The organism is Nitratidesulfovibrio sp. HK-II (assembly GCF_003402415.2).
GTDB lineage: Bacteria > Desulfobacterota > Desulfovibrionia > Desulfovibrionales > Desulfovibrionaceae > Cupidesulfovibrio.
In genome coordinates this window covers 2,040,607-2,060,967 of the sequence record NZ_AP036014.1, presented here as the reverse complement: position 1 = coordinate 2,060,967, position 20,361 = coordinate 2,040,607, and the positions used below count along the sequence as shown (strand labels likewise).

Annotated in this window: 19 protein-coding genes and 1 tRNA gene; 7 read left to right on the top strand and 13 right to left on the bottom strand. The window is 67.5% G+C overall.

From position 1 onward, the window contains the following. Nucleotides 1-50: 50 nt before the first annotated feature. The 3 genes from RVX_RS08365 to RVX_RS08355 form a co-directional block, all read right to left on the bottom strand. Nucleotides 51-770, bottom strand: coding sequence for a 16S rRNA (uracil(1498)-N(3))-methyltransferase (locus tag RVX_RS08365; protein ID WP_116305502.1), 720 nt, complete (start codon nt 768-770; stop codon nt 51-53). A 157-nt stretch (nt 771-927) separates the two neighbouring features. Further along, the gene (gene gcvT / locus RVX_RS08360; protein WP_116305501.1) at nt 928-2,031 is read right to left on the bottom strand and encodes a glycine cleavage system aminomethyltransferase GcvT; all 1,104 of its coding nucleotides are present in this window, start codon (nt 2,029-2,031) and stop codon (nt 928-930) included. A 207-nt stretch (nt 2,032-2,238) separates the two neighbouring features. After that, on the bottom strand, nt 2,239-3,957 hold the full coding sequence (locus RVX_RS08355; protein ID WP_116305500.1) for a hypothetical protein: 1,719 nt from the start codon (nt 3,955-3,957) through the stop codon (nt 2,239-2,241). 579 nt (nt 3,958-4,536) lie between these two features. Here RVX_RS08355 and RVX_RS08350 point away from each other — a divergent pair. The 3 genes from RVX_RS08350 (at nt 4,537) to RVX_RS08340 (ending at nt 7,645) form a co-directional block, all read left to right on the top strand. Continuing rightward, nucleotides 4,537-5,640 (top strand): GAF domain-containing protein, encoded by a 1,104-nt coding sequence (locus RVX_RS08350; protein WP_116305499.1) that lies wholly within the window; start codon nt 4,537-4,539, stop codon nt 5,638-5,640. A 24-nt stretch (nt 5,641-5,664) separates the two neighbouring features. Beyond that, complete coding sequence (locus tag RVX_RS08345) at nt 5,665-6,687, top strand: rod shape-determining protein (protein WP_116305498.1); 1,023 nt, start codon at nt 5,665-5,667, stop codon at nt 6,685-6,687. Nucleotides 6,688-6,802: 115 nt separating this feature from the next. Then, nucleotides 6,803-7,645, top strand: coding sequence for an inositol monophosphatase family protein (locus tag RVX_RS08340; RefSeq protein WP_116305497.1), 843 nt, complete (start codon nt 6,803-6,805; stop codon nt 7,643-7,645). Between the two features lie 104 nt (nt 7,646-7,749). Here RVX_RS08340 and RVX_RS08335 read toward each other — a convergent pair whose 3' ends face one another. Next, nucleotides 7,750-8,460, bottom strand: coding sequence for an NUDIX hydrolase (locus tag RVX_RS08335; RefSeq protein ID WP_116305496.1), 711 nt, complete (start codon nt 8,458-8,460; stop codon nt 7,750-7,752). Here RVX_RS08335 and rimI point away from each other — a divergent pair. The 4 genes from rimI to RVX_RS08315 all read left to right on the top strand — a co-directional run bounded on the left by rimI (nt 8,459) and on the right by RVX_RS08315 (nt 10,381). Continuing rightward, nucleotides 8,459-9,016: a ribosomal protein S18-alanine N-acetyltransferase gene (gene rimI, locus RVX_RS08330; protein WP_116305495.1), complete on the top strand. Its 558-nt coding sequence runs from the start codon at nt 8,459-8,461 to the stop codon at nt 9,014-9,016. The two genes, RVX_RS08335 and rimI, sit on opposite strands and share 2 nt — an antisense overlap. A gap of 109 nt (nt 9,017-9,125) precedes the next feature. Next, nucleotides 9,126-9,881, top strand: coding sequence for a triose-phosphate isomerase (gene tpiA, locus RVX_RS08325; protein WP_116305494.1), 756 nt, complete (start codon nt 9,126-9,128; stop codon nt 9,879-9,881). Nucleotides 9,882-9,919: 38 nt separating this feature from the next. After that, nucleotides 9,920-10,258: a preprotein translocase subunit SecG gene (gene secG / locus RVX_RS08320; RefSeq protein ID WP_007521683.1), complete on the top strand. Its 339-nt coding sequence runs from the start codon at nt 9,920-9,922 to the stop codon at nt 10,256-10,258. Nucleotides 10,259-10,294: 36 nt separating this feature from the next. Then, nucleotides 10,295-10,381, top strand: a tRNA-Leu gene (locus tag RVX_RS08315). A gap of 199 nt (nt 10,382-10,580) precedes the next feature. Here the strand turns inward: RVX_RS08315 and RVX_RS08310 are convergent. The 9 genes from RVX_RS08310 to RVX_RS08270 form a co-directional block, all read right to left on the bottom strand. Next, nucleotides 10,581-11,405 carry a substrate-binding periplasmic protein gene (locus tag RVX_RS08310; RefSeq protein ID WP_230404492.1) on the bottom strand — a complete coding sequence of 275 codons (825 nt, stop codon included), beginning with the start codon at nt 11,403-11,405 and terminating at the stop codon, nt 10,581-10,583. Nucleotides 11,406-11,793: 388 nt separating this feature from the next. Next, the gene (locus tag RVX_RS08305; protein WP_085929117.1) at nt 11,794-11,958 is read right to left on the bottom strand and encodes a hypothetical protein; all 165 of its coding nucleotides are present in this window, start codon (nt 11,956-11,958) and stop codon (nt 11,794-11,796) included. 81 nt (nt 11,959-12,039) lie between these two features. Continuing rightward, complete coding sequence (locus RVX_RS08300; RefSeq protein WP_172596548.1) at nt 12,040-12,792, bottom strand: LexA family transcriptional regulator; 753 nt, start codon at nt 12,790-12,792, stop codon at nt 12,040-12,042. 305 nt (nt 12,793-13,097) lie between these two features. Then, on the bottom strand, nt 13,098-14,348 hold the full coding sequence (gene lysA / locus RVX_RS08295) for a diaminopimelate decarboxylase (RefSeq protein ID WP_116305490.1): 1,251 nt from the start codon (nt 14,346-14,348) through the stop codon (nt 13,098-13,100). 142 nt (nt 14,349-14,490) lie between these two features. Next, nucleotides 14,491-15,006, bottom strand: coding sequence for a hypothetical protein (locus RVX_RS08290; protein ID WP_230404490.1), 516 nt, complete (start codon nt 15,004-15,006; stop codon nt 14,491-14,493). 34 nt (nt 15,007-15,040) lie between these two features. Continuing rightward, nucleotides 15,041-17,782: a DNA mismatch repair protein MutS gene (mutS, locus tag RVX_RS08285; protein ID WP_116305489.1), complete on the bottom strand. Its 2,742-nt coding sequence runs from the start codon at nt 17,780-17,782 to the stop codon at nt 15,041-15,043. 350 nt (nt 17,783-18,132) lie between these two features. After that, a complete protein-coding gene (locus RVX_RS08280) occupies nt 18,133-19,281 on the bottom strand; it encodes a tetratricopeptide repeat protein (RefSeq protein WP_116305488.1) in 1,149 nt (382 codons plus the stop codon). Between the two features lie 10 nt (nt 19,282-19,291). Continuing rightward, nucleotides 19,292-19,687 (bottom strand): LapA family protein, encoded by a 396-nt coding sequence (locus RVX_RS08275; RefSeq protein ID WP_116305487.1) that lies wholly within the window; start codon nt 19,685-19,687, stop codon nt 19,292-19,294. 10 nt (nt 19,688-19,697) lie between these two features. After that, the gene (locus RVX_RS08270; RefSeq protein WP_007521697.1) at nt 19,698-20,195 is read right to left on the bottom strand and encodes an HIT family protein; all 498 of its coding nucleotides are present in this window, start codon (nt 20,193-20,195) and stop codon (nt 19,698-19,700) included. Nucleotides 20,196-20,361: the final 166 nt, after the last annotated feature.

Genomic DNA, 20,361 nt, shown 5'->3' with positions numbered 1-20,361 from the left:
GGGACCGGGCGACCATGGACCAGAGTGCGGGGTGGACCCTGCATTCAAGGCTATTTGCCCTGCCGTCCCCACCAGTGCAGCCCCAGGCAGAGCATGGCCGCCGTTTCCCAGCGCAGCACGCGGTCGCCAAGGCTGACCGCCGTCATGCCGGAATCCAGCAGGGTCGCCACCTCGCGGTCGGAAAAGCCGCCCTCCGGCCCCACCACGAACAGGGTGCGCCCCGGCTGGCCCAGGTCCCCCGCGCCCAGCAGCACGCCGCCGGTGTCGCCTTCCCACAGGATGAACCGCCTGGAGAAACCCCGGCTGGCCTCGGCAAGTTCGGCCACACCGCCGGGCAGGGTGCGCAGTTCCGGCAGCCACGGGTTGCGGCTCTGCTTGGCCCCGGCCTCCATCTGGGAATGCCACGATTCGCGGGTTTCCTCGGGCACGCGCGACTGGCTGCGCTCGGCCTGCCACAGCCAGATGCCACCCGCCTCCAGTTCCACCGCCTTTTCCATCAGCCAGCCCCGGCGCACCTCCTTGCCCCAGCCGATGGCCAGCACCGCCTGCGATGCCGGGGCCGGGTGGTCGGTGATCGACACCGGCGCAAGGCGTACCAAGGCCTTTTCCGTGGCCGTGACCCGGAATTCGCCTTCGCGCCCCCGGCCGTCCAGCAGGCGCACCATGTCGCCCGCGCGCACCCGCACCACCTTGACCAGGTGGCGGGCCTCCTGCCCGTCGAGCAGGTACGGTTCGGCCCAGCGTTCGGGCGGCAGGAAGAAGGTGCGCATGGTGATGCTCCGAGGTGACGGGTAAAGGGAATGTGGAAAGCGGGTGATTGTGACCACAGGTCCGGCCCGCACGAAGTGTGGACCGGACCTGAAAAAGGGGTCAAGGGGGCGACTGCCCCCTTGCGGGGGGACGGGGGCAGCGCCCCCGCTTTTCCCTTTAGACCAGTTTAGCTCGCGCGGTCCCCTGCGTGTAAAACGGCAGCGCCACGCGGGTGGCTTCCAGCTCCACCCTGGCGGCCTTGACCACGAAGGCCGGTGCCTCGGCATGGGCAACAGCAACGCGGGCCAGCGCCACGGCGTAGCCCAACGAGGGGCAGAACGATCCGCTGGTCACCACACCCGCAACGGAGCCGTCGGGCAGGGCCACCACGTCGCCGTGGCGGGCGCTGCGGCGGCCGGGGATGGACAGCGCCACCAGCGGTTCGCGCACCTCGCGGTCCGCACCCTTGCCCACGTAGTCGGCGGGGTTGGTCAGCATGGCGCCGTAGCCCGCTTCCGCCGGGGTGTGCTCGGTGTCCAGATCGTGGCCGTACAGGGGCAGGCCCACTTCCAGGCGCAGGGTGTCGCGCGCGCCAAGGCCAGCGGGTTTCACGCGGTCGTCGGCCAGCAGGGCGGTCCACAGGGCCTCGGCCTTGTCCCACGGCAGGTACAGTTCCACGCCCAGTTCGCCGGTATACCCGGTCCGGCTGACCAGCAGCGGCGCGCCGTCGAAGGTCACGGAGCGGCAGCCGAAGTAGGGCAGGTCGCGGAAGCTTTCGCCCAGCACCGCTTCCAGCACGTCGAACGATTTCGGGCCTTGCAGGTCCAGCTTGGCGGTGCGGGCCGAAATGTCCTCGAAGGCCAGCGTCTGGGGCAGCCGCCCACGCAGGGCGGCAAAATCGCTTTCCGTGCACGCGCCGTTGACCACCAGCATGTAGTCGTCCTCTGCCATGCAGTAGACGATGAGGTCGTCCAGGATGCCGCCCGCCTCGTTCAGCAGAAAGCCATAGCGGCAGCGGCCCGGTTTCAGCGTGTCCAGGTTGTGACTGACGGCGCGGGACAGCGCCTCGCGCGCGCCCGCGCCGCGCAGGGTGAATTCGCCCATGTGGCAGATGTCGAACAGGGCGGCGGATTCACGCGTCTGCACATGCTCGGCGATGATGCCGGTGGGATACTGGATGGGCATGTCCCACCCGGCAAAGGGGGCCATCTTGGCCCCGGCGGCCCGGTGCCACGCGGAAAGCGGGGTTTGCAGCAGGTCCGACAAGGGGTGCTCCTTCATGTCTCCGTTGGGGTTGGCGCGGTCATGTGGTATGGGGGCGCGCTGCGCCGGGGCAGGGCGGTCCTGCGTCCGGCGCGAAAATTGGGGTGCGCCGTGCGGCGCGCGACAGAAATATCGCGAGAAGGGATTTGCGGCAACCGTGGCGCGCCCTGCACGGCCCGTGGTGGACGTGTGAACAGCGCGGAAGGCCGGGGCGTTTCGCGTGGCCTACGCGGCGGTCTTGCGGGTGCGCTGGATGGCCCGGAACTCGTCCACCAGCGACACCAGCTTGCCGTAGTTGCGCTTGATTTCGAGTCCGCCGGGGGTCAGTTCGTCGTCGCGCTTTTCGATGTAGGTGCGCAGCAGGTAGCGGTCGTTCAGCATGTTTTCGCCAATGGCGATGACGCTTGACACCAGCGTGTCGAAATAGCTGACGATCTCGAACTTCAGCCCGTGCAGCAACTGCACCGCCTCGGCCAGCATGCGTCGGTAGCCGATGCGTTCGCCCCGGTACTCGCGGTCCTGGATGTCTTCAAGGTAGCGCACCTTGCGGGCCTGCTGGATGTAACTGTATTTGGCCCAGACCTCCTGGTAGAGGTCGTGCAGGTGCCCGAATGCCTCGTAGTTGTCCGGCGATAACAGGTAGTTGTCCAGCACCTTGATGACGTTGGCGAAAAATTCGTCGCTGTACCCGATGATGCGCCGCTGGTGCTTGGACAGCCATGCGTACAGGAACTTCAGGCGCTTTTCGTCCGTGTCGGTGTTCTCGACGATCTCGTTGCGCTTGAAGATGATCCTGCCCGTGTATTCGCCGCGGGTTATGTCGTTCAGGCGCAAGAACATGTTGCTGGCGTCCTTGATGATGTTCAGGTCGCCCAGCACCTGGCCGGTCACGGGGTGAATGACTTCCTGCGCTTCCACGGACAGGGCGCGGTCTTGCCGCACGTTGTCGGGGTTGAACTTGTGCTGGCGGTAGGTGACGCGCAGAATGACCACCCGCCGTTCGCGGTCCAGGAAGTAGCCCGCCTCGTCGATGGCGCGCAGGGCTTCTTCCTGGTCTGCGTCCACGCGGACCAGGGCCAGCTTTTCCACGCGGGGGTAAGGGCGTGAATCTCCCTCGCCGGTCATGGTGGTGATGGTGCGGTCCGACTGGCCCAGCACGCGGATCATGAACCGTTCGCCCATCTTGTGCAGCCGCCGCGCGAACAGCGCGCTGGAGGTGCGCCGCTCGGACACGATGGGAAAGCCGTACAGCTCCATCAGGTACTGGTACACGAACAGGCGGTTGCGTTCGTACATCTCGTTGTCGCCCACGTCGAACTTGCCGATGCGCATGCCGAAGCGCTTGATTTCGCTGTCGAGTTCGGACGGGAACGAGGCGTACACCCCGCCAAGGTGGAAATGGCCAAAGCTGTCCAGCGCGAAGACCTGCGCGCGGTCCATGGCCAGCAGAAAGGGCATCAGGGCGGGGTAGTAGTCGAGCACGGAGGTGTCGAACCGCCCGAAGCGCTGGCGGAACGATTCCTGAAATGCCTTGGGCAGGCGGGTCTGCATGGCCTGCACGTTGCGGGCGATGACCTGCGATTCCAGCGGGCACGAGGCCCCTTCCGCAACGCTGGCCGTATCCAGCACCGGGTGCAGGATGTCGAACTGGAAGACTTCCTGGAAGTAGTTGAGGGGGCGTTCAAAGGCCACCATGCTGAAGCCTGGCAACTGCTTGTATTCCCACAGGTCCGCCTCGAACGACGGCAGCAGCTCGCGCGATTCGACCAAGGGGTAGTCGGCATGTTCAAAGAAGGGGCGCAACAGGCATTGCTTGACGTGCATCACGTCGAGAAAGCGCTTCAACTCGGCAAGCGAGGTAAGCTCCACCGGTTCGGACAACAGCCCGTCTTCGCGGTAGGTGAACTCGCCCTTGCTGAAGGCGTTTTTCAGAGTGATCTTCATGCGTGGTTCCGATACGCGCGGGCCTTCGCCATTCCCCTCCGGCATGGCGAACCCGATTGCAGTTGCCCCATTGCGATGCTTGAGCCTATTTTTTTTTCTAAAAAAATTCTACCATAATGTGACGGGCAAGGACTCGCGCACAAGGGTTTCGGGGCGGCGGGGGGCCGCAGGGCCCGCGCCACGCGGCGCTCTGGTGGGCATGCGACTGTTGCGGGAATGTGCCCGGCTTTGTTAAAGCACCGGTTGAAACGGAGCGGCCGGGTCGCGCGTCGCGCTGTCGCTGTGCGCGACAGTGCGTGAACCCGCGCCACAGGCTGCTGTCGCCCCTTGGCCTTATGTCCCGCGCGCGCCGCATCGGCTGCCGAATGTCGCCGCAGTGCCTCGGCCCCTTGCGGGCCGCGCCACGGGGGGATAGGCTGGCTAGCGCCGCGCTTTCCCCTTTGGAAATGGCGCGCGCGCCAGCGGTCGAGCAGGCGTCCGCCACGACGCCCCCTGCGTGTGTTGCCGCCAGACGGACGCGCCGCCCACGCCATACGTCATGAACTCCGGCTACCGCACGGGGCCGGAGAGGAACCGGATATGAACAGCCAACGTTGCCACGAACGCATTCTTGCCATCATCTGCAGCGTGTTCGACGCGTATTCCGCCGTGCTCTTCCTGCCCGACGCCTCCGCCGGGGGCGACGGCGCGGACGATCTTTCGGCTGGCGCGGCCACGGCGGCGGCCGCCGCCGCGCTGGACCGCGACAGCCAGTCGCATCGTCTTGCAGCCAGCTTCAGCCTGGGCGACATGGTGGACACTGGCACGGCCATCGCCCCGGGGCGCGGCCTGGTCGGCTGGATCATCCGCAACCGCGAGCCGCTGCTGGTCAACAACTTCGACCAGCGCCAGAGCCACCTTGGCTACTACCGCAGCAACGAGGAGGCCACCATCAAGGCCTTCATGGGCTGCCCGGTGCCGGGCGGCGGCGCGCTGTGCATCGACAGCAAGCGGCAGTACTCCTTTTCCGACAAGGACCAGAAGATTCTGCAACTGTTCGCCGATCTCATCTCGGGCGTTCAGGGCGTGGTCTGCCAGGGGGCCGGGCAGGCCAGCCTGACCCGCTACTACGCGGCGTTGCAGGTGGTCAGCGAGTTGCGCGGGCGCATCAGCCGCTGGCCGCAATTCCTGGCCGAATTCCTGCGTCTGATGGCAGAGGCCACCGGCTTCGACCACGCACTGTTCGCCGCACGCGATGGCGACGGGCAGAACTACATCCTGGAGGGTGAAAGCAGCCCGCTGCTGCTCGGCAAGGGCGACGCGCCCATGTACCCCATCGGCAACGGCATCGTGGGTTGGGTGTTCCGCAACGACGCCCCGGTGTTCACCGAAGGCACCGACGGCGCGCCCATGGCGCCGCTGTTCGGCAAGGGGGCGCACATGCCCGCCTTCCAGTCGGTGATGTGCCTGCCGCTGATGATCAACAAGGTTACGCGCGGGGTGTTGTGCCTTGGCCACGGCGAGCCACGCGTCATACCCGACGACCTGCGCGCCTTCACCCGCATGGCGGTGGACCATCTGGCGCTGTTTCTGGAGAACCTGTACCTGAAGAGCAGGCTGCGCGAACTGTTGCCAAAGGCGCGGCTGGAACGCCGCGTGCCCGCGCCCGCCCCGCACGCCGACCGCCCCGATACCGACGACTGACACCGCAACCGCAAGAGCCACTAGATGCTGCGCAGACTGTTCGGCTTTCTGGGCAAGGACCTGGCCATGGACCTGGGTACGGCCAACACGCTGCTGTACACCCGGGCCGAGGGCATCGTGCTGAACGAACCTTCGGTGGTCGCCCTGGAAACCGACCGCAACACCGTGCTTGCGGTGGGGCGCGAGGCCAAGGAGTTCCTTGGTCGCACCCCCAAGCGCATCCGCGCCATACGTCCCATGAAGGACGGCGTCATCGCCGACTTCGAGGTGACGCGGCAGATGATCGCCTTTTTCATCCGCAAGGTCATCAGCGGTTTTTCGCTGGTGAAGCCGGGCATCGTCATCTGCGTGCCCACGGGCATCACCCAGGTGGAGAAGCGCGCGGTCATCGAGTCGGCCCAACAGGCGGGCGCGCGCGACGTGCGCCTGGTGGAGGAGCCCATGGCCGCCGCCATCGGAGCCAACCTGCCCATCCACGAGCCGCTGGGCAACATGGTGGTGGACATCGGCGGCGGCACCACCGAGGTGGCGGTGATCACCCTGTCCGCCGTGGCCTACGCTGAATCGGTGCGCGTGGCGGGCGACGCCATGAACCAGGCGGTGCAGCGCTACTTCAAGGAAGAATTTCAGATGCTCATCGGCGAGAACACCTCCGAGCGCATCAAGATGGCCATCGGGTCGGCCTTTCCGCTGCCGGAGCAGCTGATGGTCGAGGTGTCCGGCAAGGACATGGTGAGCGGCACCCCCAAGGTGGTGCGCGTCACCGACGGCCATGTGCGCGAGGCCCTGCAGGAGCCTGTGCGCATCATCATCATGGCCATCCGCAAGGCGCTGGAAAAGACCCCGCCGGAACTTTCCGCCGACATCGCCAGCAACGGCGTGCTGCTGGCGGGCGGGGGCGCGCTGCTGAAGGGCCTGGGCGCGCTGGTCTCGCGCGAGACGCGCCTGAAGGTCATCATCGACGACGACCCCCTGACCACCGTGGTGCGCGGCACCGGCCGCACCCTTGACGACCGCAAGTTCTACGGCCGCGTGTACATCAACTAGGCGCTGCCCGGCGGCGGGGCAGCGGGCCGGGGCACGCCCGGCGACGCAGCGCGCCCGCATGCCGCGCTTTTGCGCCGCAGCCACGGGGCGGCCATGCCGCCTGCAGCGAGCCATCATGTCCTCCCAGCCTTCGTCAGTTCCTTCCGGCCAGCCTTCGGCATCGCCTTCCGGCAGTGCCGCTTCCCCCTTTGCCGCGCAGTTGCCCCGCATTCTGGAGATTATCCGCGAAAGCGGCGCGCTGGTCATGGAGCATTGGCGCAAGCCGCGCAACATCCGGCTCAAGGGGCGCATTGATCTTTTGACCGAAACGGATCTTGCGGTGGAGGCTTTTCTCAAGGATCGCTTGAGGAGTGTCGTTTCCGGGGCCACCTTCATGGCCGAGGAAAGCGCCACCTCGCGCGAGCCGCGCGGCACCTGCTGGATCATCGACCCCATCGACGGCACCACCAACTTCGCGCATTCACTGCCCTTCGTGGCCACCTCGGTGGGCCTGTGGCACGAGGGCCGGGTGGAATTGGGCATCGTCAACGCGCCCGTGCTGGGGGAGTGCTTCTGGGCGGTGCGGGGCGGCGGGGCCTTTTGCAACGGCGAACCGTTGTCCGTTTCGGACCGCGCGCCGCTGGAGCAGGCGGTGGTGGCCACCGGCTTTCCCTACACCATTCAGGAAGACGTGGACACGGTGCTGGCCCGGCTGCGCAAGGCGCTGGTGACCACGCGGGGCGTGCGCCGCTGCGGGGCCGCCGCCATCGACCTGGCCTTCGTGGCCAGCGGCCGGTTCGACGCCTTCTATGAGGCGGACCTGAAGCCTTGGGACACGGCGGCGGGCTGGCTGCTGGTGGAGGAAGCAGGCGGGCGCGTGACCGGGTTTGACGGCGCGCCCTACGATTTCACCAACGAGGGTATTCTGGCCAGCAATGGCCGGGTGCACGAGGCCATGCGCGAGGTGCTGGCGCTGTAGTCAACGGCACGACGCGGGCGCGTGGGAAGCGGCTGCAGCCTTCTCCGCCGTCGGTGGTTCGCCCGAATCCGGCCGCCGCAGCCCGAATCCGGCCGTGTCGGGCATCAGGATGCCCCTTCCCACGCCGCGTCCGTGTCCGGACACGGCGCGGGCATGTCGCGGAACACGTCGCCGCGTTCCGTGGCCCAGACCAGCGCGGGCGTCAGCATGTCCCGAAAATGTTCAAGCAGCGCATTAAGTTCGTCGGCATCCACGAACATGCCGTCGGCCACCTCGTCCGGATTGGGGCGTGGGGTCTCTGCCGTTGGCCCGGCGGTGTAGAGGGTGATGTGGGCGAAGCCCGTTTCCTCGGAGGCGGGCACCTCGGCCCGGCGCACCAGCCGCACGGCCGTGATGCCCAGTTCCTCGCGCAGTTCGCGCTGGGCCGCGTCCTCGCGCGCCTCGCCGGCCCGCACGTGCCCGGTGGCCGAAAGATCCCACCTGCCGGGGTAGAGGTGCTTGGTCGCCCTGCGTTTCTGCAGGTAGATGCGCCCCTCGGTGTCGTGCAGCATTACCAGCACCACCCGGTGGCGCAGGGTTTGGCGGCGGGCCTCGGCGATGGGCATGGCCATCAGTGGCCTGTCGCGTTCGTCTGTGATTTCAAGGTATTCGACGCCCTCTGCGAGGGGGGCGTCGGCCCTGGCGGCACGTCGCGCGGCGCCGCGGCCGCGTGGCCGGGGGCGCGACGCCTTGCCGTGCCCCTGGCCGGGTTGCGGCCTGGGGCGGCGCAGCCCGGCGGCATCGTCCGCAGAACGTGAAGGAGGGCGCTTGCCCATGCAGTCTCCTGAATGTCCCTGTTCCGGCGCGGCGCAGCGCGCGGCGCGGCCGGAGTTCTTCCGCTTGGGGCCCGGCGACATCGCCGAGGTGGCGGAACTGGAGCGCCAGTGCTTCTCCACCCCGTGGAGCGACGAACAGTTTCGGCTGGCGTTCGAGCGCAAGGTGTTTTCGGTGTTCGGCCTGCGCGACGCGGGCCGCCTTGTGGCGTACGTGGCCGTGTACCACCTGGCGGGCGAACTGGAAATACTGAACGTGGCCGTGCACCCCGACGCGCGGCGACGCGGGCTGGGGCGGCGGCTGCTGGCCATCCTGTTGCAAGTGGGCGCCAAAATGGGCATACATAGGGCCGTGCTTGAGGTCCGCACCGGCAACGCCCCGGCCATCGGCCTGTACACAGGGCTGGGGTTCACCCGGGCGGGCGTGCGGCCGCACTATTACGGCGACACCGGCGAAGACGCCATCATCTACGAATGCGACCTGGCCGATTGGGCCAGCCGCGACCCCGGTTGCTGCCCCGCGCCTTCCACGGCGTCAACGGACCCCGGCGAGGTCTGATTCCGATCATCGGCACCCGCCCAGCGAACGGGAGGACGCCTGTGGCCGGGACTGCGCAGGCCTTTGCCCCGTGTTTGCAAACTTTCACGCCACCCCGTCGGAGACCCGCATGAAGAAGCTCATGGCCGCCAATTGGAAGATGTACAAGACCGCCGGTGAGGCGCGCACCACCGCCGCTTCGCTGGCGGCGCTGGCGGCCGAGGCCCTGCCGGACGACCGCGAGGTGCTCGTCTTTCCTCCGTTCACGGCGCTTTCCTCCGTGGGGGACGCATTGCGCCATGCGCCGGGCTTTTCCGTGGGCGGGCAGGACGTGTACCCGGCGGCCGAAGGGGCCTTCACCGGCGAGATTTCACCCGCCATGCTGCTGGATTGCGGGTGCGGGTGGGTGCTGACGGGCCATTCCGAACGTCGCCACGTCATCGGCGAAACCGACGAACTGGTGGGCCGGAAGACCGCATTCAGTCTGACTGCTGGCCTGAAGGTGGTGCTGTGCATCGGCGAGACCATCGAAGAGCGTGAGGCGGGCCGCCTGGCCGAGGTGCTGGAGCGCCAGATGGCCACCGGCCTTGCCGGGGTGAAGGCGGACGCCGTGCCTGATGCCATCGCCGTGGCCTACGAGCCCGTGTGGGCCATCGGCACGGGCAAGGTGGCCGGTCCGCCGGAAATCATCGACGCCCATGCCAAGGTGCGCCAGTTGCTGGTGTCCCGCTTTGGAGAGGCGGGCAGGGCGGTGCGCATCCTCTACGGGGGCAGCGTCAAGCCCGAGAACGCCCGTGAAATCATTGCCCTTGACAATGTGGACGGTGTCTTGGTAGGAGGCGCTTCTTTGCAGGCTGACTCGTTCAGCCGCATCATTTTGGCGTAAGCCGCGCCACGGCGCGGAGTTTCGACAAGGAGAGTACGGTGCAGACCCTGATCCTGACCCTGCATGTGGTCGCGTGTCTTGCCCTGATCGTGCTGGTGCTGCTGCAGTCCGGCAAGGAAGGCATGGGCGTGATCTTCGGCGGCGGCAACACCTCGCTGTTCGGCAGCACTGGCGCCGGCGGCATGCTTGCCAAGCTGACCGCGTTTCTGGCGGTCCTGTTCATCATCACGTCGCTGTCGTACAACGTGCTCACCAGCAGCCGCAAATCGGACGATTCGGCCATCCTGGACGTGAAGCTGGAAGACGTGCAGCCCGCCCCGACTGCGCCAGCCGCTCCGGCTCCCGCTGCTCCGCAGACCGAGCAGAAGTCCAACTAGCAGTGCATGTTTCGGCGCGCCTTGCGCCAACCCCGTGCCGAGGTGGTGGAATTGGTAGACACGCTATCTTGAGGGGGTAGTGGGAGAAATCCTGTAAGGGTTCGAGTCCCTTCCTCGGCACCATAAACGCACAGGCGCGCGGCAAAGGCCCCCTTTCGGGGCCTTTTCTCGTTGCTGCGGGCGGAACCGGTCCTGTCGCATGCCGCGCGGGAACCTGGGGCAATGCCGTATGTCGGGGAGTGCGAAGGGCAGGTCGAGCCGGGATGCCTTGTGACGGCTTGGGCGCAGCATGGCCAGGTTGCCCGCCGGGACGGGAGCAATTTCAAGGCACAGGCGTTTCGACGCGGGGGCAGTTGCGTTCCTCCGGGAACGATCCGGGCGGAAAGAACGCGGCATACGGGCGCACGATGCGCGCAAGGTCGCTGCCGCCCGGTACGCCGCCGTTGCAGCGCAGGGCGTCCAGCGTGGATTGCAGGCGGGCCAGCAGGGCATCGTCCGCCGCAGGGTTGAAGGCCATGTACAGGTCGAACCGTTCCAGCACCATGGAGACGCTGTACGCGGCTCTGTCGATGCCCCCCTGCTGCATCATGTAGAAGGTGGAGTGGATGTTGAACGCCAGCACGTCCACCCGGCCTGCGGTGAGCATGCGCACGGCGTCCGCCGGGGTGGTGGCGGAGTGCAGCGATTCCGGCGGCACGCCCTTTTCGAGCAGCAGTTGTTCCCCCACAGTATTGCGCACCGTGCCGATGCGCAGGCCGCGCAGATCGCTCCACTGGCGGGGGGCCATCCTGCTTTCCGTGCGGACGATGGTGCCCACGGTCACCCGCATGATGGGCCCCACCCACTTGAACAATCCTTCGCGTTCCGGAGTGCGGGCGGTGCTGAACAGCAGTGCGTCCGACACTCCTTGGGCTTGGTGGAACGCCCTGGCCCAGGGCAGGACGCGGATGTCCTCTCGGTTCACGGGCGTGCCGGTGCGCGCCAGCACGGTGGTGACGATGTCCACGCCCGGCCCGCGCGGCAGGCCGTCATGAAGGTAATTGAAGGGCGGCAGGTCTTCGGTGAGCAGGGTGAAGGCCCGGGAAGGGAGCGGGCATGAGAGGAAAAGCATCCAGGCGGCAAGGCCCGCTAGCAGCGCGCGGCCCATGGCGGACGCCGGGGACGGTGCCGAAGTGCGTGGCGTTTGCCGCGCAGGGGCGTGGCAACGGGGCAAGGCGGTAGTGGCGTGGGCGGTGTGTGGCATACCGTCGACTGCCGTGGGAAACATGTGGTCAGGGCCGGGTGCGGCATCCGGACCTGGGCGGCGATGCGCCGGAAAAAGCAGCCGGATTGGATGGCTGTATACATATATCTAGCGGCGCTTGGGGGACAGGTCAATGCAGGATGCCCCTGCATCTGGGTGGAGAGGCAATGGGGAGCGACTGGGGGATGCCACACCCGCCTGTCGGGCAATGGTCGCAAGGGTGTCCGGCGGCCCGCCGCATGGGGTGGCGGCAGGCCGCGTCCGGGGACCCTTCGGGCTGCACGTGGGCAACCTAGTTCAGGCGGTTGATGTCGAGGGGGGCGCCGCAGCAGGGGCAGGTGTCCACCCGCTTGCCGCTGAAGCAGGTGCCAGCGAAGAACAGGGTGCGGAACTTGCGCTCGATGGAGCTGTACAGAACCCAGAGCTGATGGCCGCAAGTGCAGAAACGCTGTTGCATGACGGACTCCTTGGCGGCGGTGTTGCGCATGCCGCCGCGCTGGCTGTTTATAAAAGTGAACATGTCGGGCAAAAAAAATACCTACCCCAGTTCGCGACACAGCCAGACAACCCGGCCGATGACGCGGAACTGTTCCAGTTCGTCGCCGCGCACCCGGATGGGCGAATACGCGGGGTTGTCGCTGACGAGAGCAAGGCCGTCTGGCGTGCGCATGACGCGCTTGACCAGCACGGCGTCTTCCAGGCCCACGGCGTACACCTGGCCGAAGCGCATTTCCTCGGTGGAGCGGTCCACCAGCACGGTGTCGCCGTCGCGGATTTCCGGTTCCATGCTGTCGCCCACCACGTCCATGAGCACCATGGCGGAAGGTGTGCCCTTGCGCGACAGCCAGGCATGCGCGAAGGGCTGGCCGCCCACGGGCATGGCCTGCACTTCGAACGAGCCTCCCCCGGCGCTGAGCCGGGCGCGCACCTTGGGCACCATGTGCACGGCGGGGGGGAGGTCAGCGAGCGGAGACGCGGGCATGGACGGACGCAGCGAAGGCGTGCGCCCGGATTCTGCGGCCAGGCCAACGGCGGAACGGGCGGCGTTGCCGGAAACGGCATCGGCAAGCGGGGCAGGGCGGGCCGCGCCTCGGCCGTATTCCAGCCAGTCTGGCGAGATGCCGTACACGCGCGACAGCCGCAGAATCCACTTCTGCGGAATGGCGTCGCGGTTCTTGGCCTGGGTGATGGCGCTGCGGTTCACACCCAGAACGCGGGCAAGGGCCTGCTGGGTGGTGATGTCCGTGCCCTGCATGACCCGGGCGAAGAAGGTGTCGAAGGCGTCCGGCATGGTGGTGTCCTGCTGGAGGTGGTGCGGCATCCGTCACGATCGCCCGGTCTGGCCGTCATGGCCCTGTGTGCGTTCCGGGCGTTGTGTTCACTTTTATAAACAAGATTCCGTGCGCGATGCAAGCGGAAAAATCACGGTAGTGCGAGAATTCTGTTTTTGACTGTTACTTCAGGTGGCTAGCTGGGCACATGATGCTCCCTTCGCCCCGCAACGCGAAAGGGGCCCCGCAGGGCCCCCGATTGCCGTTCGATGTCGATGACGGCGTTGCGCTGATGGCGTTGCTTCGCGCCGTGCGCCGCTGCCGGTCACCCCTCGGCGTTCAGTTCCGGCGCGATCAGGTCCGCCAGCGTTTCGCGGCGGCGGATGCACCGCGCCGTCGCGCCGTCCACCAGAACCTCGGCCGCGCGGGGGCGTGAATTGTAGTTGGAACTCATGGAGAACCCGTAGGCCCCGGCAGAGAATACGGCCAGCAGGTCGCCGCGCCGCATGTCGGGCAGGATGCGGTCGCGCGCCAGAAAGTCGCCCGACTCGCAGATGGGCCCCACCACGTCGGCGGTGATTTCGCCGCGTCCGGCGGGCTTCACCTCGGCGATGCGATGGTACGACTGGTACAGCGAGGGCCGCACGAGGTCGTTCATGGCCGCGTCCGCGATGATGAAGTTCTTGCTGGGCGTGGACTTGGTGTAGACCACCTCGCCCACCAGGATGCCCGCGTTGCCCGCGATGACCCGGCCCGGTTCGAGGATCAGCGACAGCCCCCTCCCGCGCAGCCGGGTGGACACCGCCTCGCCGAACTCCTTGGGATGGGGCGGGGTTTCCTCGCCGTAGGTGATGCCGAGACCGCCGCCAAGGTCCAGATGGGTGATGGGCAGCCCCAGGTCGCGCAGCCGCTCGTGGAAGTCCAGCACCCGGTCCAGCGCCTCCAGGAACGGGGCCAGGGTGGTGAGCTGCGAGCCGATGTGGCAGTCGATGCCCACCGGGGTGACGTTGGGCAGGTCGCGGGCCAGCAGGTAGGCGGCCAGGGCCTGCTCCATGTCCAGCCCGAACTTGTTGTTGCGCATGCCCGTGGAGATGTACGGGTGGGTCTTGGGGTCCACGTCCGGGTTGATGCGCACGCCGATGCGCGCGGTGCGCCCCATTTCGCCCGCCACGGCGTCGATGCGCTCCAGTTCCTGCACCGATTCCACGTTGAACAGCAGGATGCCCGCTTCCAGCGCGGCGCGGATTTCGTCGTCGCGCTTGCCCACCCCGCTGTAGACGATGCGGTCCGGGGCCACCCCGGCGGTGAGCGCGCGGTGCAGTTCGCCCCCGGACACGATGTCCATGCCCGCGCCCAGTTCCGCCAGCAGGCGCAACAGGTGCACGTTGGAATTGGCCTTTACCGAATAGCAGGTCAGGTGCGTAACGCCGGTGAACGCGCTGTCGAAGGCCTGGAAATGGCGGCGCAGCGTGGCTGCGGAATAGACGTACAGCGGCGTGCCGAACCGGGCTGCCAGTTCGCGCACCGGCACGTCTTCGGCGTGCAGTTCGCCCTCGTGGTACTGGAAATGGTGCATGCGATCCTCCCTGAAATGGCGTGGGAACGGGCCGGGGACGGCGCATGCGGGCATGCCAGCCCAGCCCTGCCGTCCCCGGTCGTCGTGACCTTTCCCGATCGCTCTCGTTTCTGTCCGTTCCGGCGCGATCTGGCGTCCGTCGCTACGGCAGCACGATTTCGGTCTGCTGCTGGGGAGCGGCTTCCTCCACCGGCAGGTTGAAGCCCGGCGCGTTGGGGTCGGCCACAAGCGTCTGCACCTTGCTCAGGGCATGCGCGAAGCGGGTCAGCACGTTCACGCCCACCAGCCGCCAGCGGTAGGCCGGGGCCTTGCGGTCGGGGCACATGGTCATTTCCACGATGGCGGTGGCCTGCGGGGTAAGCTGCTTTTCAGGCCGGAATTCCTGGCGCGACGTGGCCTGGAAGGGACAACCGGCGCAGCTGTCGCCCGCGCCGTTGGCGGGCGCGTCCAGCACCTGGATTTCCACGATGACCGAGGCCAGGTTGTCCACGTTGCCCTGGGCCTCGCCCCGCGCCACGATGCAGCCGTTGGCCGTTGCCGTGGCCGTGGCCGAACGCCAGGTGAACAGTTCGCGGTTGTCCTGCGGCACGGGCATGACCTTCTTGCCGCACGCGGCTCCCAGAACCAGCAGGCCGCACAGCGCCGTCAAGGCCGCCATCCGGCGTAGGCGCCATGCCCGGTGGGCGGATGCGTCAGTCAGTGTCGCCTCCCGGCGTTGCCGGGGGCTGGTCGGTAACGGTATCTTCGGCATGGGCGGGGCCTCCCCAGAGCAGTTTCCATTCGTTGAGCAGTTGCAGCGCCCCCATGGGCGTCAGGTGGTCGGTGTCCAGGTCGCGCAGGGTGGTCAGCAGCGGGTGCGCCACCGGCATGGTCTGCCCCCCCAGTGCGGAGGGCATGACGCGCGGTTTCGCGGCCTGCTTCGGTTCCGGCATGTCCAGCCCCGGCAGCACGGCGCGCGCCGCGCGGGGGGCGTCGCCCCGGCCGTCGCGGGTCTTCTCCAGTTCGTGCAGCAGTTCCCGTGCGCGCTGTACCACCGGCTGCGGCACCCCGGCAAGCCGGGCCACCTCGATGCCGTAGCTGCGGTCGGACGGGCCGGGCACCAGACGGCGCAGGAACACGATTTCGCCGCCCCATTCGCGGATGGCGATGTTCATGTTGTGCACGCCGGGAATGCGCCCCTCGAGGGCCGTCAGTTCGTGGTAGTGGGTGGCGAACAGGGTGCGGATGGTGCCGCCCGCGCGGCGGGCCAGTTCTTCCACCACGGCCCAGGCCAGGGCCAGGCCGTCGAAGGTGCTGGTGCCGCGCCCTATCTCGTCCAGGATGACCAGGCTGCGCTTGCTTGCCTGGCGCAGGATGCGCGCGGTTTCCATCATTTCCACCATGAAGGTGGATTGCCCCTGGGCCAGGTTGTCCGATGCCCCCACCCGCGAGAACACCCGGTCGGCGATGCCCAGGCGCGCCTCGCGCGCGGGGACGAACGAGCCCATCTGGGCCAGCAGGCAGATGATGGCCGTCTGGCGCAGCACCGTGGATTTGCCGGCCATGTTGGGTCCGGTGATCAGCAGCAGCCGCCGGGCTTCGTCCATGCGCAGGTCGTTGGGAATGAAGTTGGCGCTGCCCTGCATGGCCTCCACCACGGGGTGGCGGCCTTCGCGGATCAGGATGTCGGTGGCCTGCGACAGCACCGGGCGCGTCCAGTTCCAGCGGCGGGCCGTTTCCGCAAGGCACTGCCAGTAGTCGAAGCCTGCCAAGAGATCGGCCATGAACAGCACGCGAGGCCTTGCTTCGGACACGGTTTCGCGCAGCTTCTGGAACAGCTTGTACTCCAGCGACTTGCGCCGGTCGCTGGCCGAGACCAGCTTTTCCTCCAGTTCCTTCAGGCGCGGGGTGGTGAAGCGTTCGGCGTTGGCCAGGGTCTGGCGGCGCACGAAATGCTCGGGCACGGTGTCCGAGGCGGAGCGTGAAAGCTCGAAGTAGTAGCCGAACACCCGGTTGAAGCCCAGCTTGAGCTTGGGCAATCCACTGGCGGCCTGTTCCTCCGCCAGCAGCTGTTGCAGTAGATTCTCGCCGTGTTCGGTAAGGTCGAGCAGGTCGTCCAGTTCGGCGTGGAAGCCGGGTCGGAAAAGCCCGCCTTCGGTCACGAGATGGGGCGGGCTGTCCACCAGCGCGCGCTCCAGCAGGTCGAAATAGTCGGACAGGTCGTCCCAGCCCTTCAGGGCGGCGCGCAGGAAGGGCGGCTGGCCTTCGCCGCGTGCGGCGCCGTCGTTGGGGTAGCTGCCGGGGGCCACCTCGGGCCGTTCCAGCACGCCGCGCACCTTGGGCAGGGCGGCCAGGCTCTGGCGCAGGGCCACGTAGTCCTTGGGGGCGGCACGGTTCAGGAAGATGCGCGTGGTCAGCCGTTCAAGGTCGTACACCTGGTTCAGGGCGGACCGCAGGTTGCGCCGGGTGTCGTCGCGCTCGAACAGCCAGGTCACCGCCGCCTGAGTTTCCTCTATGGGGCCCATTTCGCGCCACGGGTGGCGCAGCCGCTCTTCCAGCAGGCGGCCGCCCATGGGAGTTTCGGTGTGGTCCAGCACGTGCCACAGCGTGCCCGGCCCCTTGCGGCCGTCCAGGCGGCGAAAGATTTCTAGGTTGCGTTCCGTCACCTCGTCCACGATGAGATGCCGCCCGAGGTTCAGCGGACGGAACGGGGCAAGGTGGATGAGGTCCTGCTTCTGGGTCTGCACGATGTAGGCGAGCAGCGCCCCGCAGGCCCGGACGAGTTCATCCTTTCCTTCAAGGCCCAGCGCCCCGGTGTCGCGCACGTTCTGGGCGTGCAGCAGCCGTTCCGTCGCGGCCTTCAGGTCAAAGGGGGCGCGTCCCGGCACCCGCACCACCTGCGTGGACGTCAGCGACATGGACGCTGGCACCTGCGCGCCCTCGGGCACCAGCAGTTCGCGGGGCTGCATCTTGCGCACCCACTGCCACAGGTCCGCGGATTTCTTCGCGTGCAGGCCGGACCAGTCACCCGTGGAAAAATCGAGCCAGGCAAAGCCGCCCGCCTCTTTCTCGTCGTCCCAGTACAGCGCGCCGAGGTAATTGTGGCCCTTGGCGTCGAGGTTGGCGTCCTCCACCACCGTGCCGGGGGTCAGCACGCGGGTGACGGCGCGCTTGACCAGCCCCTTGGCCTCGCGCGGGTCCTCTATCTGGTCGCACAGGGCCACCTTGAAGCCCTTTTCCAGCAACTGGGTGATGTACCCTTCCACCGAATGGTGGGGCACGCCGCACATGGGCACGCGCAGGTCAGCGTTGGGGTTGCGGCAGGTGAGGGCGATCTGCAGTTCGCGCGCGGCCGTTTCCGCATCGTCGAAGAACATCTCGTAGAAATCGCCCATGCGATAGAGCAGCAGCGCGTCCGGGTGGTCGTCCTTGATGCGCAGGTACTGCTCGAACATGGGGGTGAGCTTTGACGGATTGGCGCGGGCTGCCGCTGCCGTGGTGGCCCCGGCAAGGCGCGATGCGCCGCGCGGGCCGCTGCCTGACGCGACGGAGGGCGCGTCATGACGGGACGCAGCATCACGTGACGTGTCGGGGGCGGGGCTGCACGCGCAGCCATCCCCGGTGGAGCCGTCCGAGGCATCGGCGGTTGCGTCGGACAGGGCGTGCGGAAGGGGGGAGGTGTCTGTCATGCCTCGTGTGTACACCGCGAACGGGTGGGGATGGAAGTACCGGCCGACGGGCCGGACGGGGCAGCGCCGCCATGCAGCGGCGTCCGGCCAGAGGGCGAAAGGCCGATGCAGTGCCCTCAGTCTTGCAGGGACATGCGGAACGTGGCCGAATGCCAGCTGCGGCAGCGCGGACATACGCTGAAGGTGTGCTCGCGGCGCAGACCGCAGGCCCCGCACACGAAGCGCTTCACCTTGCGGGCATGCTCGATGAAGTATTCCAACTGGCTGCGGAACACCGGCGACAGGTGCTGTTGTTCCATGGACAGCGAGAGCAACTCCAGCCGGGCGGCCCAGAAGTCGGGGCGCAGCACCATGGCCTTGGCCAGCCAGTTGCCCGCCTCTTCGCGGTTGCCGCAGCGCAGCAGGAACAGCGCGCCGTAGTATTGGAGCAGCAGGTCCGGCTCCTGCGCCTCGATGGCGGCAAGCACCGTGGCGCAACGCTGTTCCTCGAAGTCAGTAGTGCTGGACGTCCCGTTGCCAGCCCCGTTGCGGGGGGCGGGGGCTTCAAGTTCAAGCAGTCCTTCAAGCAACAGGAAGCGGATGGAGACGGGCACCCGCTCCAGGCCCTCGCGCAGCAGCTTGCCCGCGCGACGCCATTCGCCGGTGCGTGCCGCCATGACCAGCCGCGCCCGCCAGGCCTCCACCGCGCCGGGGTAGACCTTGACGGCTTTGGTCAGCAGCGCTTTCGCCTCGTCCGCGCGGCCGCAACGGTCCAGGTCTTCGGCGTGGCGCACCATGTAGTGGGCCTGCGCCGGGCGGTAGCCCAGGCGCGCGTACTGCGCGGCGGCTTCCTCGAAGGCCCCGCTGTCCGCGTGGAGCAGGGCCAGTTCGAAGGTGATCTGTTCCGGGTCGGCCCCGAGCGCCCGCGCCTCGTCAAAGGCCGCGAGCGCCCGGTCCATGACCCCGCCGCGCCGGTAGTCTCGCCCAAGCTCGAACAGGGCCCGTGCCTTGAACTGCGAGTCCAGCCCCGGCCGCACGATGAGGCTGCTGCGAATCTGCACGGCGCGTTCGATGTCGCCGCGCAGGCGGTACAGGTTGCCGAGGGCGAGGTAGATCTCCACCGCGTCCGGGTCGTTGCGCACCACCCGGCTCAGCTCCTGGATGGCCGACAGCGCGTCGCGCGCGCCGGGAGATTCGGCATCCGGCCCCATGGGCGAAAGGATGTCGGCGCGCCGGTGGCCCAGCAGCGTGCGCGCGCCCGCCTTCAGTCTGTCCAGCAGCGTCACGGGGTTCTGCCTACCCGGCCTTGGCCGGGGTGGGCTCCGCGGCGGCCACGGGTGCGGAAGCGGGGGCGGCAATGGGTTCCGGGGCCTTGCGCGCGGCTTCCAGCGGCAGGTTGCGCAGCGAATTCAGTTCCTTTTCCAGCACGCGGATGCGCTTGTTGGCGCGGCGGAGGGCGGCACCGGCGCGCAGGCGGCTGACCATAAGCATGAGCATGGTGCACAGCGCGCCCAGCAGGAAGGCACACAGCACCATGAAATAGAACGGCAGCTCGATGGAGCTCCACGCGGTGTCGAAGAACAGGTCGAGCTTCAGGGTGACGGCCTGCGACAGCACCGCGTTGTTCTGCACGAAGAACATCATGGAGATGAAGAACACCAGCACCAGAACGAGAACCTTGACGAAGCGCATGTCGGCCTCCTTACCGTCCCGCTTGGGGCAGGCGGTCGAACAGGGGTTTCAGGGCATGATACGTGGAATGCAGATGCTCGGGTATGACCCGGGTTTCACTCATCACCGCCATGAACGACGAATCGCCGTTCCAGCGCGGCACGAGATGGAAATGCAGGTGTTCGCGGATGCCCGCCCCGGCGGCCTCGCCCAGGTTGAGCCCGATGTTGATCCCCTGCGGGCTGAAGCGCTGGCGCAGGATGGTGGTGCAGGTCTGGAGCAGGTCCATCATTTCGTGGGCCTCTTCCGGCTCCAGCGCGGCCAGGTCCATCACGTGCCGGAACGGCGTGACCATAAGGTGCCCGTTGTTGTACGGGAACTTGTTCATGATCACGAAATTGTGCCGTCCGCGATGCAGCACGAGGCGCGCCTCGTCCTCGCCGGTGTGTTCGGGCAGGCAGAACACGCAGCTGTCGGGCTTGGGGCCCAGAATGTAGTCGAGGCGCCACGGCGCCCAAAGCGTTTCCATGATCCGTTCCGTCTCCTGAAGGCCCGTGCGCGCCACTGTTTGTGCGCATGCGCAACGTGCCGTATTTCCGATTGAAATTCCATCGGTCTGTTGTGCTTACACCCTCGGGCCTTGCGGGGCAAGGGGGGCGGGCCGCCGGGGCCGTGTTTGCGGAGCGCGCGGGCCG